Raw genomic sequence first — 15676 nt, 5'->3', positions numbered from 1 at the left:
TTTGCTCAGTTACTTACTTTATTTTGGAAATTATGCTAACTTTTACTCAACGGAAACCATTTAATACTGATGCTATAGTTAGTACAAGTATTTCACTAACAGCGGAAGAACGCAGTCGTAGTCGTTATAAATTTACATTAGCAGATGGTAAAGATATTTTTTTGCGTTTATCGAGAGGTACAGTATTAAATGATGGTGATATTCTCACAGATGAAACTCAAAGTATTTATATGAGAATTATTGCTAAACCTGAACCTGTTTTAACTGTAGTGGCAGAAATTCCCTTATTATTAAGGGCTGCTTATCATTTGGGAAATCGTCATGTACCTGTAGAAATTACTTCGACTTATTTACGCTTGTCTCCAGATCCGGTTTTAGCTGCTATGTTGACACAGTTGGGCTTAGAAGTTAAAGAGGAAATTGTACCTTTTCAACCAGAGTTAGGGGCTTATGGAAATCACTCTCACTCATAGTAATTTTTTGGCGATTTTACAATTAGCTAGTCCGGCTTTACCTGTTGGTGCTTATGGCTATTCGGAGGGTTTGGAAATGTTAGTCGAGAATGGTACTATTACTAATATTGAAAATCTCAAAAATTGGCTAAAATTTGAATTAATGTATGGCTCAATTCGCCTAGATGCGGCAGTAATGGTCAGGGTTTTTAGTGCTGTACAAATGGATGATATGGAGGCTTTAAAGCGGTGGAATTTATGGTTGTCAGCGGTGAGAGATACGGAAGAATTACGGGCTGCTAGTTGGCAAATGGGGCGTTCTCTGATGCAATTATTAGGTAAGCTAGAACCGGAAATACTGCCGTTAATTCATGCTGTAGGTTATCCTGGTAATTATGCGATCGCTTTTGCTATAGCTTGCTCTCATTGGGATATAAATATTCAAGCTGCTTTATTAGCTTATTTACATAGTTGGGCTAATAATTTAATTACGGCTGGAATCAAACTTATTCCTCTCGGACAAACTGTGGGACAAGAATTATTACTGAGTTTACAGCCTTTATTAACTTCTACAGTCGGGGAAATTCTGACCATGGAGGATGATGATTTGGGATGTTGTAGTTGGGGTTTGTCTTTGGCTAGTATGCAGCACGAAACCCAGTATACTAGGCTATTTAGGAGTTAAAAATTATGACTGCTTTACGGGTAGGAGTTGCAGGTCCGGTGGGTTCAGGGAAAACTGCTTTAGTTGATGCTTTATGTAAGGGATTACGGGAAAAATATCAGTTAGCAGTGGTGACGAATGATATATATACTCAAGAGGATGCTCAGTTTTTAGTACGTTCTCAGGCTTTGTCAAGCGATCGCATTTTGGGTGTAGAAACAGGAGGTTGTCCCCATACTGCTATCCGCGAAGATGCTTCCATGAATTTAGTCGCAATTGAACAATTAGAAGAAAGATTTACAGATTTAGATTTAGTCTTTTTAGAAAGTGGTGGTGATAATTTAGCTGCTACTTTTAGCCCCGAATTAGTAGATTTAACAATTTATGTAATTGATGTCGCTGCTGGTGATAAAATCCCCCGCAAAGGTGGTCCAGGTATTACTAAATCTGATTTATTAGTTATTAATAAAACCGATCTTGCTCCCTATGTAGGTGCTGATTTGAATGTGATGGAGCGAGATGCCAAAAAAATGCGCGGTGATAAACCCTTTATCTTTACAAATCTGAAAACTCAAACTGGATTAGTAGATGTCATTCAGTTTGTTAATGCGGCTATTGATTAGTAATATGGATATTATTTTTTTCACAAGAATAGGAATTAAAAATTAGTCATTTTAATTCCTATTCTCCATTGTCATAGCTCAAAATTAACCGAAAGCGAAATTGTATAAAATTACAAAATTAACTATCGGAACAATCATTAACAAAATCAACCAGGGATTTTTACCCAGTTTTTCTACAATTTTGATCAAAGCCATTAGTAAGAAAACCGCAGCTACGATATTAACTAATGGGATGAAAAGTCCTACAACCCACCAAGGAGACTGACCACCAACTTTGTACATGATCCAATTATTAAGAATTGGGACCCATGCAAACCAGGCGTTTTCCTCTCCTAATTTTTCGTAGATGTTGTAGAAGCAATAAGAACTAAACAAATAGCCAAACAGAGTGAAAACTAGAAAAACGATATTTGCTCCAGCACTCTCAGAGCTTGACGAGGACTGAGCCAGAAAAGAGTTTAAGTGCCAATTATAGTTTAGTAGAAGCATTTGATCCTTATATAGCAATCCTAACTCATTTTTACCTTACTATCCTGAAAATCACTGTTAGGTCAAGAATTTAAGGAAAAATTTGCTTTATTGTCATAAAAATACACTCTAGGGATTATATTTGATTTTTAATTCCGCACTGCGGTACGAGACTAGGCGATTGGATTAATACAGGATAAAATAAATCATTCTTACAGTATTTTGTCCAAGAGTGAGGTATTTATGAAAGTAGATTACGTCAAAGCCTTCAAATGTGCAGTTTCTTGTCAGGAGATTTATCAAGATTTCTCAAAACTTACATTTAGTGATTGTAATGATCAACAAATTCTCATTAGTAAAGATAGTACCGATACCCAAACCGCTATTTTGACAAAAGCATCAGAAATTACTATTGTGTTTCGCGGTAGTAACTCATATTTTGATTGGAAAACTAATTTTGATACCAAACAAAATCAAAAAGAATTTGATCAAACCATCATTCATCAAGAAATTGTGGATCAAAATGAAAAAGTCTATCCATATAACAATAAAAATAGTTCTGGTGTATTGATGCACCGTGGTTTTGTGAATGCTTATTTTTCTGTCAGAGAACAAATTCATGAATATATCAAAGATAAAAATAGTGTTAATGTAACTGTCACTGGACATAGTTTGGGTGGAGCTTTAGCAACTTTGTGTGCTGTAGATATTCAGTACAATTTTGGTAATCAATTATCTTCTATAGAAGCCTATCTTTTTGGAGCGCCAAAGGTCGGTAATAAAAGTTTTAGAGAGTCTTATAATCAAAGAGTTCCTAATACCTATCGCTTTATTTATGGTATGGACTTAATACCAGAATTACCAAGATGGTGGCAAGGATATCAGCCTGTAGATCAGGAATTGCGAATAGGTTCAAGATTTAGTTGGAACTTTATTTCATCCAGATTTAATAATCACGCTATTATCAAATATATTGATTTTCTTAAAGAAGCATCAATCTCTTCCAGAAGTTAAACTAATGAAGGGAACTTAGGGAACAGGGAGAAAGGGGAATAAATGGGATAAATTTTCTAGTCAAAATCAAACAGGATTTCTATATGTATAATTACAACCGATATGTTTTATCTTTTCTTTTAGTAGTATTCTGCATAACTATTAGCAGTTGTGATTCTAATAATACTGCTGATAACCCAACTTTAGAAACAACACCAAATAGTAAAATTAGTCCAAGTCCTCAAGGAGAACCAGAAAAGTCTCCAACTCCTGCGGCTGAAGGATATTCGACTGATTCTAATTCTAAAGCTATTTCTGGTAAAACTACCAATGTGACTCTATACACAAGTGATGACCAGTGTCAACAGCTAATTCCTAAAAAAGCTGATGTTTCTGCTCAAGAACCAATGAATGAGGCTATCAGTAAGATATTCAAAGAACAAGATACAGCCGATTTTAGCGTCGCTGGCTATCGTGTTAATGTCAATAATGGTATTGCTACTGTAGATGTACGTATTTCTCCAGATTCAAAACGACAAGTATCTTCTCTTTCTAGTTGTGAGCAGTTTGCTTTGTTTGGTAGTGTCCGCAAAACTTTAATTAGTAATTCTGAGTGGAAAATCAAAGATGTCCGTTTTACTGAGCGTGGTGAAGATATTGCTCTTTGATTCTTGAAGATCGTCTGGCAAATATCCGCTGACTTCTACCATAAAAGTGCTATATTTACAGATAATCTAGGCATAGTAAAGATTTTCTAGTGATTCTGCCTAAAGGTAAAAAGACTCTATTAAGATAATAAAGTCTTAAGTCAAGGGTAAAAAATCAATGACTGTCAAACTGATTTTAGTGGGTTTAACTGTTATATTTACGGTTTCGTGCTTATTTTTTGGTACGAAAAATGGCTTTTATGATTCCGACAACTATCATGGGAATGGTTCTGCACATTAAGAGGAGTTTCCGGTTCAGTTTCCAACTTTCATAACTTTGCTAAGGAAACAAAGCCCAAGGCCAACTTCCTCAGCCAATAGTTTGAAGGGAGGAGTAGATGAGGGATAATGTCTCAATTGATTCTGGTTTTGATGCTCCAGAAGTAGCTCATGAGTTAGAATGCTTTCCCTATAGTGTTCAGCATCAAGATGAAGGGGTGTGTCTACTGGTGAAAATGGGTCCATACCGGATCTTATTAGATTTTGGGTTGACAAATATTTCACCCATAACCAAGGACTTGACTAAATCGGCACAACGTGGTAGTTCACCTATGCCAGCAGATTTAGTTTTAGTTAGTCATGCTCATGCAGATCATGCCAGGGGTTTATTAACCCTGCATCAAGCTTTTCCATTGTTACCTATTTATGCTAGTGAGGTGACAACAAAGTTATTACCTCTCAATTGGCCAGAACAAGAACTACCAGGAATTCCTTCATTTTGTCAGGCTTTACCATTGCGATCGCCTGTAGAGATAACAGGAAATTTAATCGTAGAATTATTTCCCGCAGGTCATTTACCTGGTGCGGTTGCTATTCTTCTGACTTACCACACCCCAAACCGCGATTATAAGTTACTTTACACTGGTGATTTTTTCCTATCTAATTCCCGTTTTGTAGAAGGGTTGCGACTGGATGAATTACGAGGTTTAAATTTAGATGTACTCTTAATTGAAGGTAGTTATGGTACATCCCGTCATCCTCATCGTCGTAATCAAGAAAATCAATTAGCAGAAAGAATTAACCGTGCTATTACTTACGGTATTCCAGTGGCTAACCCTGAAAGTTATTCAGTAATTTTACCAACACCAGCTTTAGGTTTAGGTCAAGAACTGCTGATGTTGCTACGTTCCCATCACCATTTTACAGGTAGAGATATAGATGTTTGGGTTGATGGTGCTGTTGCGACTGGTTGCGATGCCTATTTAGAACTTTTACCTCATCTTCCCGCTTCTGTTCAAAATTTTGCCCGTCATCAACCTTTATTTTGGGATGAAAGAATCAAACCTCGTGTCCGCCGATTAAAACCGGAATATCTGGCGACTTTAGGCAGATCTCCTTGTATTGTCCTCACGGATTCCAGCGCTGATTTAAGTAAATATTGTCAACCAAATACAGGTAATTGGCTGATTCTTCTACCCGAAAAAATTGATATCAACTTTAGTCACAATTATTTAGCACCAACAGAAGTTGAAAATTATCTTTTAGCACAACATAGTGATGGTCCAGGAACAACCCAGCTAATTCATAATCTCCGCCCCCAGCACGTGATTTTTGTACATGGTTCTCCTAGCTACCTAGCTGATTTAACTTGTTTAGAAGAATTACAAAACCGCTATCATGTCCATTCCCCAGCCGCAGGGACTCTAGTAGAATTACCGATTGGGGAAACATTTTTACAACCGGCTGCCCCTGAGACTAATTATGAGGGTGAGTTGACGGAGTTGGGAACTGTTATTACTATTACTCTTCCTGATGCGGTGACAGCAGATCCTCGCTGGCGACAGTTTGCTGATACAGGTTTAATAGCAGCCCGCTGGCAGGGTGAAGACTTGGTATTACGGGGGTTATCCCCACGGGAACTATTAAACCAAAATAGCCCCCGTCCTACTTCTAGTGATGTTGAATGCTGTGGTAATTGCCGATACCAAAGGGGACAACGGTGTTTGAATCCCGTTGCCCCCTTGTATAATTTCAAAGTTACCCTTGACGGATACTGTCCTGCTTTTGAACGCTTAACTTGAATTTAATTTAGGAGCGTTTATTCTGGATTCAGGTCAGTATAAGGGTTATGAATACGTTCTGCTTCTGGACAGTCATCAGTTGTCAGCGGTTCTACATTACCGCGTTGTACTGAAGCTAATTTTTGAGTGACAGATCCGATGCTTTCAAGACGAACCATCTCCTCCCAAGAACAAACTTCATCTTCTTCGTCGGTTTCATAGCGTAAAGTCACTAAATCACCCTCGATATCAATGATGCGGGCCCGCTCTATCCAGCGTTGCTGATCCCGCAAAAAAACACATACCTCCCGCCCGTCGCAACACAGTTGATAAATCTTGCGGTGTAGCATGTAGTGCTTCTGCCTTTTTATACAACGTAGTTAAACCTGTCAGATTTGGGTTTTGTGCCAAGAATACCAGCCTCTAATGAGGTGAATTCCGCGGTTACAACCCAGTAAGTTTAGTGACTCAATTTTACCATTTATTTTTAGTCATTAGTGTTAGGTCAAATTTTGGGTCTTAAGCTTTAGTTTACCGCATTAGTTGAACGGCTATCCAAACTGTTTACATATACAGATATTTTTCTTTTACCTCACGCTGCTGGTGGGAACATTTCGCCAACACACGGTTGCTAATTTGATACTATCTACATGACTATCACCCGCAAGCGATGGACTACAAGAGGAGAGTTTAAAAATGATCAACTCTTGTGTTGATAGTGCATACCACGCTTTACTATTGGGGTTTTCAGCCTATCTTCTGAATAAAAATTTGAATATTCGAGGCGTTACTGGCACAAAATGTAAATTTATATGTAGAGGTGTTCTGGTGGAATATCTCTACATAGGTTGTGAGACAGTGTCAGGTTATTTCGATACATTTAATCAGTCACACTATATAGTGTACAAGTAAGTGAAAGCTGAAACTAACGGGGTTGGATGAGTGCAATCAAGAAAATTCATCGAGAATTACAAAGGGTGGGGAATTCTAATGGGCGGCGAGCGGATGCTTCGCGTTTAATGTTACCACTACGGATTTCATCGTCAAGGGCTGCAAGAGCTACCAAATCGTTTGGCTGATAACACCTGGTTTTTAGCACTTGGTGGATTAGACCCTCGGATTCAACACTAAGACACCCGGTTTGGAAAGCAGATTTAACTAGTGAGCGAATCATCATAACTAGGGGCTAATGAAGCAATTGATTATTTTTATTGTGGAACAATTACTTCAGAAATACATTGATGCAAACCAGCCGTTCCTAGTGATTCTCATTACTTAAATATAGTGATCAATATCACTGCTAATCAGATTAATATGGGTTGCCTTCAGGATATTTACGGTTATTTGCTGAAAATAAAATACAAATTTGGAAAAAAATAGCCTAAAAATTTATAACTTCTTGATTATATTAGGCAAGGTCATCAGTATTATCCACTACGTAAAAATTTGATGGATATACTTTAGTGTAAAAACTGGCGAAAATCTTCATCTTGCTGACTCAACTGCACCCACTCTAAGTTTAGGGCTTGAAATTTCCGGACTAAGCGATCGCACGCTGGACGTTCTGTGGCATAATGACCAGCATCAATTAAGACAAGGCCACGATCTCGGCTTTCTTGGAACTGATGAAATTTACAGTCAGAAGTTAGATAAGCTTGGGCATTAGTTTTGACTACTGCTGAAATAAAACCTGCACCCGAACCGCCTAAAACAGCTACTCTGGAAATTTGCTGCTGTAAATCAGCCATGGGGGAAAAAATCAACTGAGGCGGATTTAATTGCGTTTGAATATTATGGAGCAATTTCTCTAATGTCAAACTTGGTTTTATTATGCCTACACGCCCATAACCTAAACCTGCTTGGGTAGGAATAATCGGTGATACCTCTTCAAGTCCGAGAATTTGCGCTAAAACGTCAGCAGTTCCATCTTCTACTTGGTCAAAATTAGTATGGGCGCTGTAAATGCCGATATTATGAGCAAAAGATAAGCGTACCATTTCCGTCAAAGCTTCCCCAGTGCGGAAAGATTTGGGGGGGTTGAAAATGAGGGGGTGATGGGCAAAAATTAGATTAGCATGGAGAGCGATCGCTTCCTGCATTACTGCTAAAGTCGGAGTTAAACACACTAAAACCCGCGCTTCTGTGTACAAAACACCTGGTTCAACTTGCCAACCGCAATTATCCCAACTTTCGCACCAAGCGGGATTTGCCCATTCTTCAAACCAGGTGATTAAATCAGCAACTTTCATTGACAAAAAACCCCAACTTCTTAATAGATTAATCATTAATTAACATAGATTTTATCAGAAGTCGGGGATCTGTCACTAATTACCAGGGAACAGGTAAGAGGTAATAATTAATTTCTACCAATTATCAATTGTCAATTATCAATTGTCAATTATTTAAGTTAAATCTTCTATCAATTTAATCACTCTTTCTTTAACTTCTTCGCGGACACGGCGAAAAGTATCAATACTGTTACCTTCAGGATCATCAAGTTGCCAATCTGCGAAGACTTCTCTTAATACCCATACTTCTGGTAAATTGACTCCACAACCACACAGAGAAATTACTGCATCAAAATCTTCAGGATGAAAATCACTTAAACATTTAGAACTTTGATTACTAATATCAATGCCTATTTCTGCCATAACTTCGACAGTAATAGGATCTACATGACTTGATGCTAAACCAGAACTAACAACAGCAATTTTACCTTCTCCTAAAGTTTTCGCAAAACCTTCCGCCATTTGGGAACGGCGAGAATTTTTTTTGCAAACAAACATTACTCTTTTCATGATTTTTGTAGTTGTAAATTGGTTGACAAAAGAATAGTTTTATGAAACTTATCAGAACGCAAAATTGAACCAAAGTAGGGGTAATTCATGAATTACCCCTACCAGAAAATAAGGTTTTCAGTCACATATTCTGCAAGTCATACTTTTAAAGCCTTATTTGCGGCTTGAATATTTTCCTGGGCTGCTTTTTCTTTGCGTTCACTATGGCGGTCTGTGAGATAATCCACTTGATTACGTAATAGCAACGTAAATTTATATAGTTCTTCCATGACATCAATTACTCGGTCACGATAAGCAGAATCTTTCATTGTTCCATCTTCATGAAATTCTTGATAAGCTTTTGCTACTGAAGATTGATTAGGAATGGTGAACATTCGCATCCAACGCCCTAAAATTCGCATTGTATTAACGGCGTTGAAAGATTGAGAACCTCCACTTACTTGCATTACTGCTAAAGTCCTTCCTTGGGTTGGTCTAACTGCACCAATACTCAAAGGAATCCAATCAATTTGATTTTTTAAAATTCCGGTAATGTTACCGTGCATTTCTGGAGAAGACCAAACTTGACCTTCAGACCATGTACTCAATTCTCGCAATTCTTGAACTTTAGGATGAGTATCACTAACACTACCATAAATTGGTAATTCACGAGGGTCAAAAAACCGGACTTCTGCACCAAAGTTTTGCATGATTCTGGCTGCTTCTTCTGCTAATAAACGACTGTAAGAACGTTCGCGCAAAGAACCATATAAAAATAATATTCTGGGGGGATGATTGAAATCTGTCATGGCAATTATTTCTTAACTAATCATCAGCACTAAAGGCAGGAATACAACGAGGATCTCGCAAAGTTGCTTTTTCTGGTTCTCTCGGAAACCATGCTGCTGTGCGTTTACAAAATTCAACCAACATTAACATAACTGGTACTTCAATTAAAACCCCTACCACTGTTGCTAGTGCTGCACCAGAATTTAACCCAAATAACATTACCGCTGTAGCGATCGCCACTTCAAAATGATTACTAGCACCAATTAAAGCTGCTGGGGCTGAATCTTCATAGGATATATTCAGCTTTAATGCTGCTACATAACTAATGAAGAAAATGAAATTTGTTTGGATAAATAAGGGAACAGAAATCAATAAAATGTGTAAAGGATTTTTGACAATTAGTTCTCCCTTAAAGGCAAACAGCAAAACTAAAGTAATCAGTAAAGCAGCAGTAGCAATGGGAGAAAGATATTTCAGAAATTCTCTTTCAAACCATTCTCTACCTTTATATTTGAAAATCCAATACCGACTATACATTCCTGCTATTAATGGCAAACCAACATAAATCAGCACAGATAAAACTATTGTTTGCCAGGGAACTGTTAAATCATTTGCTGCTAATAACCATCTTCCTAAAGGTGCATATAAAAATAGCATTGCTAGAGAATTAACTGCTACCATTACCAAAGTATGTCCTTGATTACCATAAGCCAGATATCCCCACATTAAAACCATGGCTGTACAAGGGGCAATTCCTAATAAGATTGCTCCCGCAATGTAAGAATTTACTAAACTAACTTCGTTGCCACGAATTAATTCTGAACCTATAATTAATGGTTTAAATAACCAACCTAAAAAGAATTGGGCAAAGACTACCATTGTAAATGGTTTAATTAACCAATTCATCACCAAAGTCAAAATTACAGGTTTGGGTGTCCGCAGAGCGTGAGTAGCTTGGGTAAAATCTATTTTTACCATGATGGGATACATCATAAAAAATAGACATATAGCAATGGGAATTGATACTTGATAAATGCTAATAGCGTCTAGAGTTACAGCAATACCTGGAAATAATCTCCCTAATCCAATTCCTACTAAGATGCACAAAAATACCCAAACGGTGAGATATTTTTCAAAAAAACTTAAGTTACTTCCAGCTTTGACTCGGACTTGATTTTCTGAATGATTGATATTCATAAATATTGCCTTTTGTTTGCGTAACCTGTTTTTATCTGTCTAGTTAGTGAGAGACTACCTACCTAATGTATCTATCATTTCAAGAAAAGTTGATATGTAATTATTTACCCTACCATACAGGCACAAAGATTCATCAAAAAAAATTGATGGATTATTGACAGGCATCTATAATCATGTTTTTAGCTGCATTGCAAATATATAGTTATTAATTTTAAATTTTTAATTACTGTGAACGTTTGTTCACCAACCTCAAACGGAGTAGCAGGTTTTGAACTAAAGTAAAGTAAAAGCTTTTTCCTCGCGTGGAGAATCACAATTGTGAAGTTACAGCGACCAATATTAGTGGGAGGACTAGGGCTATCGTTCTCCTTGTGGATGTTAGATAGCTGGCATGATTCAATAGTTCAGGTAGGAGAATTCGGCCTCCTGAGTGCGTTGGCTGTTGGTGGGGGTTTGTGGTTATTCAAGAAAAATCAGCCCCAACTAGGTGAACAGCTAAATGATATGTTTGTAGATAGAGCGGCTGTGGATAAAGCGATCGCTCAAACCGAAGTAATAATTAATCAGCTTGCCCAAGAATCAACCAGTCATCCTGCTTTAGAAAATCTCCGGGAAAACCTGGCTAAATTGCCTTTAGAATTAGATAGAAAGGAAATTGCCGTTGCGGTGACTGGTGGAAAATCTGTAGGCAAAACTACGGTTATCAAAGTTATAGAAAATGCAGGAACGAGTTCGGGAATGTCTTTGCATTTTTCCGAAACAGCGCCTTTGTTTTCCGTAATTGGTGAAAATGCTGATGTTGTCACTTTATCAGAAATGCAGAAATCTGATTTTGTCTTATTTCTGACAAACGGTGATTTAACAGATTCAGAATTTCAGGTTTTACAACAACTAAAAGCTGCAAAACAGCCGAAATTACTGGTTTTCAACAAACAAGATCAATATCAATCAGATGAACGCGCTACAGTTTTACAATCATTAAAACAGCGGATAGGTGCAAATGTAGTTGCGACTGCGGCTTCTCCTGTAGCTGTGAAAGTGCGAAAACATGAAGAAGATGGTTCTTTCCAAGAATGGATGGAACAACCAACGCCAGATATCCAGCAGTTGACACAACAATTAGGAGAAGTTGTTGGACAGCAGGGAGAACAGTTAGTTTGTAATACTACAAATCGCAAAGTATTATTACTGAAATCTGAAGCCAAAAATTGTTTAAATGGCGTAAGAAGGGACAAATCCACACCCTTTATAGAACAATATCAATGGATTGCAGCAGCAGCGGCTTTTGCTAACCCTGTACCTGCTTTAGATATTCTCGCAACTGCGGCGATTACTGCTCAAATGGTCATGGATTTGGGTAATATATATCAGCAGAAGATTTCCTTAGAACAAGCGCAACAAGTAGCTGGAACTATGGGAAGTTTGATGTTGAAATTAGGTTTGGTGGAACTTTCAACTAGGGCTGTAACGGGTATTCTGAAAACTAATGTTGCTACCTTTGTGGCTGGAGGAATGGTAGAGGGAGTTAGTGCTGCTTACCTAACAAGAGTAGCGGGATTAAGTTTAGTTGAATATTTTGAACAGCAAGAAGTTGCTTTAGAATCGGGAAGTGCTTTAAATCTCGACAAACTGCGTCAAGTTTTGCAAACTGTATTCCAACAAAATCAAAGAATGGCTGTTTTGGAAGATTTTGTGAAGCAAGGTGTGAAGCGGTTGTTACCGGAAGCAAAAGCAGTGGAAGTCTAATTTATTACTTACCTTGGCGATTAGAAATCACGGCTACACAGACAAAACCCATCTACCCTTCGGGAACGCCAAAGGCGAACATGGGTTTCAAACTCTTACTTTTTTCTTAGTCCACGCAGGTGGTCACTGAGCCTGTCGATAGCGTAGCGTGGCGTTAGCCATAGTGTGGACTTTGTTTGTGTAGTTGCGATTTCTAATCGCCCAATACTCAGCAATGATATAATTATGACAATATATTTAAATTAATCTCTGCGGTATTTACTAAAAAAGGTATGATTATTTGGCAAAAAGGGCAAAAAATTAATAACGGTAGATTTATCATTGAGGGTAAACCCTTGGGTATAGGTGGTTATGGTATCACTTACAAAGCTTTAGAACCCAAGACGGGTAAATTTTACGCCATTAAAACCTTAAATCCCACCATGCAATTGAGGAAAGATTTTACAGAACAACACGTTAAGTTTCTAAATGAAGCCTTGACAATTAAAGGTTTTGATCATCCCCATATTCTCAAAGTTTATGAAGTCATCCAAGAAGAAAAAAGTGAACTTTTTGGTATTGTGATGGAATATATTGATGGGGTAAATTTATCTGAATATGTCCAAAATAAAGGACAATTATCAGAATCAGAAGCACTATTATATATAGATCAAATTAGTCAGGCTCTAGAATATATTCACATAAAAGGAAGTTTACACCGCGATATTAAACCGGAAAATATTCTCTTACGAAAAAATAAACAAGAAGCGGTTTTAATTGACTTTGGGCTAAGTCGAAATATTGAGAATTACAGCATGACAAATGCTTTAACAGAAGGTTATGCACCTATAGAACAATATGAGCGCCAAGGTAATTTTGGACATCATACCGATGTTTACGCTTTAGCCGCAACTTTATATTATCTCCTCACGGCAGATGCTCCAGTATCCGCGCAAAACCGTAGGAATAGTAAAGCTTTTGACATTTTAGTAGAACCAAAGAAATATAATTCCTGTATTAGTCAGAGAGTGAATGATGCTATTTTGCAGGGTATGGAAATAGAACCGGAAAACCGGACTCCAACAGTATTTAAGTTTAGGGAAAATTTGGGTTTGGTTAATATTGAAAATGAGCAAGAAATACAATTAAAATCAGAAGTAGGAATGGAATACAATAACCTGCGTGATTTACTCAAAGCACAGAACTGGGAAGAAGCAGATAAAGAAACTTACGAAGTTATGATTAAAGCTGTGGGTAAAAAGTCAGGTGACTTCTTTGCAAGTAATGAACTCTTAGATTTTCCATGCCAAGACCTCCGCACAATTGACCAATTGTGGGTAAAATACAGTCAAGGAAAATTTGGCTTCAGCGTCCAAAAGGAAACTTATTTGAGTGTCGGTGGGAAGCTTGGTAGCTATGAATATGAAACCTTGAAGAGATTTGTCAAAAGTGTGGGATGGGGAGAGGGTATAAAAGAGGGTATAAAATATGATAATACATCACCAAAAGGACACTTGCCTTGTGTTGTTGTGTGTTCTCTGGTGGGGGAGGCAATAGGGAGGGGGTCTGTTTTCCAGAGACTTGTAAACTGTAACATTTAAAGGTTACAGAAAATTATTAAGTCTGAATCAGGATATACAGGATTTAAGGATTTACAGGATTTTATTTTCTGATGAAAGCTCCCCGACTTCTGAGATAATTGATGTTGATAAATGAGAAGATGAATTAAATAATTTAGATCCCCAAAAAAACAATCATTCAATAAAATCCTGTAAATCCTAAAATCCTGGACATCCTGATTCAGACAATTTCAGATATAATATAATAAATTCCCAACAGGAGTAAAAGTTATGACTATGAAAGAACTTATTCAAGCAGAAATTGACAAAATACCAGAACAAGAACTAAATAACCTTTATCAATGGATAAAAGAATTTACTGGTAAAATAAATAATATGAAACATTCAGAAACCATGGAATCAGCAGAAAAACATTTCTCTAATTCCTATCCTTACCATGATCTAGATTATCTTGCTGGAACATGGACAAAAGAAGATGAAACTGAATTTTTACTGAATACTCAACAATTTAATGAAATAGATCAACAATTATGGCAATAAAATCAATCTTATTAGATACCAATGCTTATACTGCTTTTAAACGTAATCAAAATGAAGCAGTTGCAATAATTGGAAATGTAGATATTATTGTCATCAATTCCATCATTCTTGGAGAATTATTAGGAGGTTTTGCACTAGGAAATAAACCAGAAATAAATCGTGATGAATTGGAAAAGTTTATGGAATCTCCTAGAATAAAAATATTTCCTATAGATGAAAAAACATCAGAATATTATGCTCTTATTTATTCTCAATTATGAAAGAAAGGAAAACCTATACCTACTAATGATATTTGGATTGCAGCTACAGCAATTCAACATAATTTAATTTTATTTACTTATGATAGTGATTTTGAAAATATAGAAAATTTAAAATTAGGTAATTGTTTAGCAGATTTTATTTAGGAATCATAATTGATCATCATACTTTAAACCCATATCCTGATTCTGACAAATAAAAATCTGCACAATACAGGTTAATCATCTACTAAACACGAAAATCCACATCCTGAAAATCCTTATTAATTATGACCATTGCTGAACAGATTTACGCACTTGTGAAAAATCTTCCCCAAGATAAAGCTGAGGAAATTTTGAATTTTGCTGAATTTATCTGTAGTAAAAATTTAAATCCTAACCAAATTGTCAATGATTCTGCAAATCTTTCTTGGACAGAACTCGTTTATTCACTTGCGGGAACTTGGAAAGATGACTTTCCTAGTTTAGAAGAAATTCGTAGTGAAGCGGGACAAGATATCTTGCGGGAGAGTCTGGCATCACCGTGCCAAAACGGGAAAATTGTACGCTAAGGCTGAAACGATTGCAGGACAACGGTTTCAGAACCAAAATAAATTGATTAGCTAATACTTGTATAATAAGCAACCGGAAGATAGCTTACCCTCATTCTCTTGGTACAGAGTAGTATGTATTCCCTGCCCCATAAATTTAACCCCAGTTAAAAGTATTGATGATGACTGTCAAATCTGAATTAATTACCAAAATTATTCGCAAAAATTGGGCAGACTATTAAACGCCTTGTGTGCTACTTCCTCAGCTCGTTGTGGCGTTACTTTCTGATACCGTAAAGTTGTCTGAATGCTCTCATGTCCCATCAATGCCCCTAAGTTCCTCAATCCCCCATTAGCCCCCACCCGTTCTGTAG

18 protein-coding genes and 1 pseudogene are annotated in these 15676 nt (G+C 37.0%); 12 read left to right on the top strand and 7 right to left on the bottom strand.

Annotated features, from left to right (window positions below):
- Window positions 1-32: 32 nt before the first annotated feature.
- The 3 genes from ureE to ureG are packed head-to-tail and all read left to right on the top strand — an operon-like array spanning window position 33 to window position 1739.
- Window positions 33-473 carry an urease accessory protein UreE gene (gene ureE / locus FJR38_RS22940; RefSeq protein ID WP_168539628.1) on the top strand — a complete coding sequence of 147 codons (441 nt, stop codon included), beginning with the start codon at window positions 33-35 and terminating at the stop codon, window positions 471-473.
- Window positions 451-1137 (top strand): urease accessory protein UreF, encoded by a 687-nt coding sequence (locus FJR38_RS22935; protein WP_168539626.1) that lies wholly within the window; start codon window positions 451-453, stop codon window positions 1135-1137. Before ureE ends, FJR38_RS22935 begins: the two co-directional genes overlap by 23 nt.
- 5 nt (window positions 1138-1142) lie before the next feature.
- The gene (gene ureG / locus FJR38_RS22930) at window positions 1143-1739 is read left to right on the top strand and encodes an urease accessory protein UreG (protein WP_168499965.1); all 597 of its coding nucleotides are present in this window, start codon (window positions 1143-1145) and stop codon (window positions 1737-1739) included.
- Between the two features lie 84 nt (window positions 1740-1823).
- On the opposite strand, the gene FJR38_RS29130 is transcribed toward ureG, so the two are convergent.
- On the bottom strand, window positions 1824-2228 hold the full coding sequence (locus FJR38_RS29130) for a DUF5684 domain-containing protein (protein WP_168499963.1): 405 nt from the start codon (window positions 2226-2228) through the stop codon (window positions 1824-1826).
- 222 nt (window positions 2229-2450) lie between these two features.
- On the opposite strand from FJR38_RS29130, the gene FJR38_RS22920 reads away from it, so the two are divergent.
- The 4 genes from FJR38_RS22920 to FJR38_RS22910 all read left to right on the top strand — a co-directional run bounded on the left by FJR38_RS22920 (window position 2451) and on the right by FJR38_RS22910 (window position 5928).
- Window positions 2451-3221: a lipase family protein gene (locus FJR38_RS22920; RefSeq protein ID WP_168539624.1), complete on the top strand. Its 771-nt coding sequence runs from the start codon at window positions 2451-2453 to the stop codon at window positions 3219-3221.
- An 83-nt stretch (window positions 3222-3304) separates the two neighbouring features.
- Window positions 3305-3868: a sporulation/spore germination protein gene (locus tag FJR38_RS22915; RefSeq protein ID WP_168539622.1), complete on the top strand. Its 564-nt coding sequence runs from the start codon at window positions 3305-3307 to the stop codon at window positions 3866-3868.
- 157 nt (window positions 3869-4025) lie between these two features.
- Entirely contained in the window at window positions 4026-4148 is a 123-nt protein-coding gene (locus FJR38_RS29125) for a hypothetical protein (RefSeq protein WP_256366936.1), read from the top strand.
- A gap of 97 nt (window positions 4149-4245) precedes the next feature.
- Window positions 4246-5928, top strand: a complete 1683-nt coding sequence (locus FJR38_RS22910) for an MBL fold metallo-hydrolase (protein ID WP_168539620.1) — start codon at window positions 4246-4248, stop codon at window positions 5926-5928.
- Between the two features lie 17 nt (window positions 5929-5945).
- On the opposite strand, the gene FJR38_RS22905 is transcribed toward FJR38_RS22910, so the two are convergent.
- From FJR38_RS22905 to arsB, 6 genes are all read right to left on the bottom strand, one after another.
- Window positions 5946-6257 carry a DUF6679 family protein gene (locus FJR38_RS22905; RefSeq protein ID WP_168499955.1) on the bottom strand — a complete coding sequence of 104 codons (312 nt, stop codon included), beginning with the start codon at window positions 6255-6257 and terminating at the stop codon, window positions 5946-5948.
- A 608-nt stretch (window positions 6258-6865) separates the two neighbouring features.
- Window positions 6866-7081 carry a hypothetical protein gene (locus FJR38_RS28760; RefSeq protein WP_168500019.1) on the bottom strand — a complete coding sequence of 72 codons (216 nt, stop codon included), beginning with the start codon at window positions 7079-7081 and terminating at the stop codon, window positions 6866-6868.
- Between the two features lie 286 nt (window positions 7082-7367).
- A complete protein-coding gene (locus FJR38_RS22895) occupies window positions 7368-8156 on the bottom strand; it encodes a Nif3-like dinuclear metal center hexameric protein (protein ID WP_168539820.1) in 789 nt (262 codons plus the stop codon).
- Window positions 8157-8309: 153 nt separating this feature from the next.
- The gene (gene arsC, locus FJR38_RS22890) at window positions 8310-8705 is read right to left on the bottom strand and encodes an arsenate reductase, glutathione/glutaredoxin type (protein WP_174764110.1); all 396 of its coding nucleotides are present in this window, start codon (window positions 8703-8705) and stop codon (window positions 8310-8312) included.
- 137 nt (window positions 8706-8842) lie between these two features.
- Window positions 8843-9493, bottom strand: a complete 651-nt coding sequence (gene arsH / locus FJR38_RS22885; protein WP_168499942.1) for an arsenical resistance protein ArsH — start codon at window positions 9491-9493, stop codon at window positions 8843-8845.
- Between the two features lie 16 nt (window positions 9494-9509).
- Window positions 9510-10670 (bottom strand): ACR3 family arsenite efflux transporter, encoded by a 1161-nt coding sequence (gene arsB, locus FJR38_RS22880; protein ID WP_168539618.1) that lies wholly within the window; start codon window positions 10668-10670, stop codon window positions 9510-9512.
- Window positions 10671-11045: 375 nt separating this feature from the next.
- On the opposite strand from arsB, the gene FJR38_RS22875 reads away from it, so the two are divergent.
- The 5 genes and pseudogenes from FJR38_RS22875 to FJR38_RS22850 all read left to right on the top strand — a co-directional run bounded on the left by FJR38_RS22875 (window position 11046) and on the right by FJR38_RS22850 (window position 15323).
- The gene (locus FJR38_RS22875; protein WP_174764114.1) at window positions 11046-12416 is read left to right on the top strand and encodes a DUF697 domain-containing protein; all 1371 of its coding nucleotides are present in this window, start codon (window positions 11046-11048) and stop codon (window positions 12414-12416) included.
- A 272-nt stretch (window positions 12417-12688) separates the two neighbouring features.
- The gene (locus FJR38_RS22870) at window positions 12689-13996 is read left to right on the top strand and encodes a serine/threonine-protein kinase (RefSeq protein ID WP_168499927.1); all 1308 of its coding nucleotides are present in this window, start codon (window positions 12689-12691) and stop codon (window positions 13994-13996) included.
- Between the two features lie 249 nt (window positions 13997-14245).
- The gene (locus tag FJR38_RS22865; protein ID WP_168499925.1) at window positions 14246-14515 is read left to right on the top strand and encodes a hypothetical protein; all 270 of its coding nucleotides are present in this window, start codon (window positions 14246-14248) and stop codon (window positions 14513-14515) included.
- A pseudogene (locus FJR38_RS22860) lies at window positions 14506-14919 on the top strand (type II toxin-antitoxin system VapC family toxin). Before FJR38_RS22865 ends, FJR38_RS22860 begins: the two are co-directional and overlap by 10 nt.
- Before the next feature lie 122 nt (window positions 14920-15041).
- Window positions 15042-15323 carry a DUF2281 domain-containing protein gene (locus FJR38_RS22850; protein ID WP_168499921.1) on the top strand — a complete coding sequence of 94 codons (282 nt, stop codon included), beginning with the start codon at window positions 15042-15044 and terminating at the stop codon, window positions 15321-15323.
- Window positions 15324-15676: the final 353 nt, after the last annotated feature.

Origin of the sequence: Anabaena sp. UHCC 0253 (genome assembly GCF_009712085.1) — a bacterium.
Classification (GTDB): Bacteria; Cyanobacteriota; Cyanobacteriia; order Cyanobacteriales; family Nostocaceae; genus Dolichospermum.
Note: the sequence above shows the minus strand (reverse complement) of the source record. Positions and strands in the feature narration are given on the sequence as shown.

Excerpts from the sequence above, each read along its gene's own strand:
- ureE (WP_168539628.1), top strand. The coding sequence starts at position 33 with ATGCTAACTTTTACTCAACGGAAACCATTTAATACTGATGCTATAGTT.
- FJR38_RS22935 (WP_168539626.1), top strand. The coding sequence starts at position 451 with ATGGAAATCACTCTCACTCATAGTAATTTTTTGGCGATTTTACAATTA.
- ureG (WP_168499965.1), top strand. The coding sequence starts at position 1,143 with ATGACTGCTTTACGGGTAGGAGTTGCAGGTCCGGTGGGTTCAGGGAAA.
- FJR38_RS29130 (WP_168499963.1), bottom strand. The coding sequence starts at position 2,228 with ATGCTTCTACTAAACTATAATTGGCACTTAAACTCTTTTCTGGCTCAG.
- FJR38_RS22920 (WP_168539624.1), top strand. The coding sequence starts at position 2,451 with ATGAAAGTAGATTACGTCAAAGCCTTCAAATGTGCAGTTTCTTGTCAG.
- FJR38_RS22915 (WP_168539622.1), top strand. The coding sequence starts at position 3,305 with ATGTATAATTACAACCGATATGTTTTATCTTTTCTTTTAGTAGTATTC.
- FJR38_RS29125 (WP_256366936.1), top strand. The coding sequence starts at position 4,026 with ATGACTGTCAAACTGATTTTAGTGGGTTTAACTGTTATATTTACGGTT.
- FJR38_RS22910 (WP_168539620.1), top strand. The coding sequence starts at position 4,246 with ATGAGGGATAATGTCTCAATTGATTCTGGTTTTGATGCTCCAGAAGTA.
- FJR38_RS22905 (WP_168499955.1), bottom strand. The coding sequence starts at position 6,257 with ATGCTACACCGCAAGATTTATCAACTGTGTTGCGACGGGCGGGAGGTA.
- FJR38_RS28760 (WP_168500019.1), bottom strand. The coding sequence starts at position 7,081 with ATGATTCGCTCACTAGTTAAATCTGCTTTCCAAACCGGGTGTCTTAGT.
- FJR38_RS22895 (WP_168539820.1), bottom strand. The coding sequence starts at position 8,156 with ATGAAAGTTGCTGATTTAATCACCTGGTTTGAAGAATGGGCAAATCCC.
- arsC (WP_174764110.1), bottom strand. The coding sequence starts at position 8,705 with ATGAAAAGAGTAATGTTTGTTTGCAAAAAAAATTCTCGCCGTTCCCAA.
- arsH (WP_168499942.1), bottom strand. The coding sequence starts at position 9,493 with ATGACAGATTTCAATCATCCCCCCAGAATATTATTTTTATATGGTTCT.
- arsB (WP_168539618.1), bottom strand. The coding sequence starts at position 10,670 with ATGAATATCAATCATTCAGAAAATCAAGTCCGAGTCAAAGCTGGAAGT.
- FJR38_RS22875 (WP_174764114.1), top strand. The coding sequence starts at position 11,046 with ATGTTAGATAGCTGGCATGATTCAATAGTTCAGGTAGGAGAATTCGGC.
- FJR38_RS22870 (WP_168499927.1), top strand. The coding sequence starts at position 12,689 with ATGATTATTTGGCAAAAAGGGCAAAAAATTAATAACGGTAGATTTATC.
- FJR38_RS22865 (WP_168499925.1), top strand. The coding sequence starts at position 14,246 with ATGACTATGAAAGAACTTATTCAAGCAGAAATTGACAAAATACCAGAA.
- FJR38_RS22850 (WP_168499921.1), top strand. The coding sequence starts at position 15,042 with ATGACCATTGCTGAACAGATTTACGCACTTGTGAAAAATCTTCCCCAA.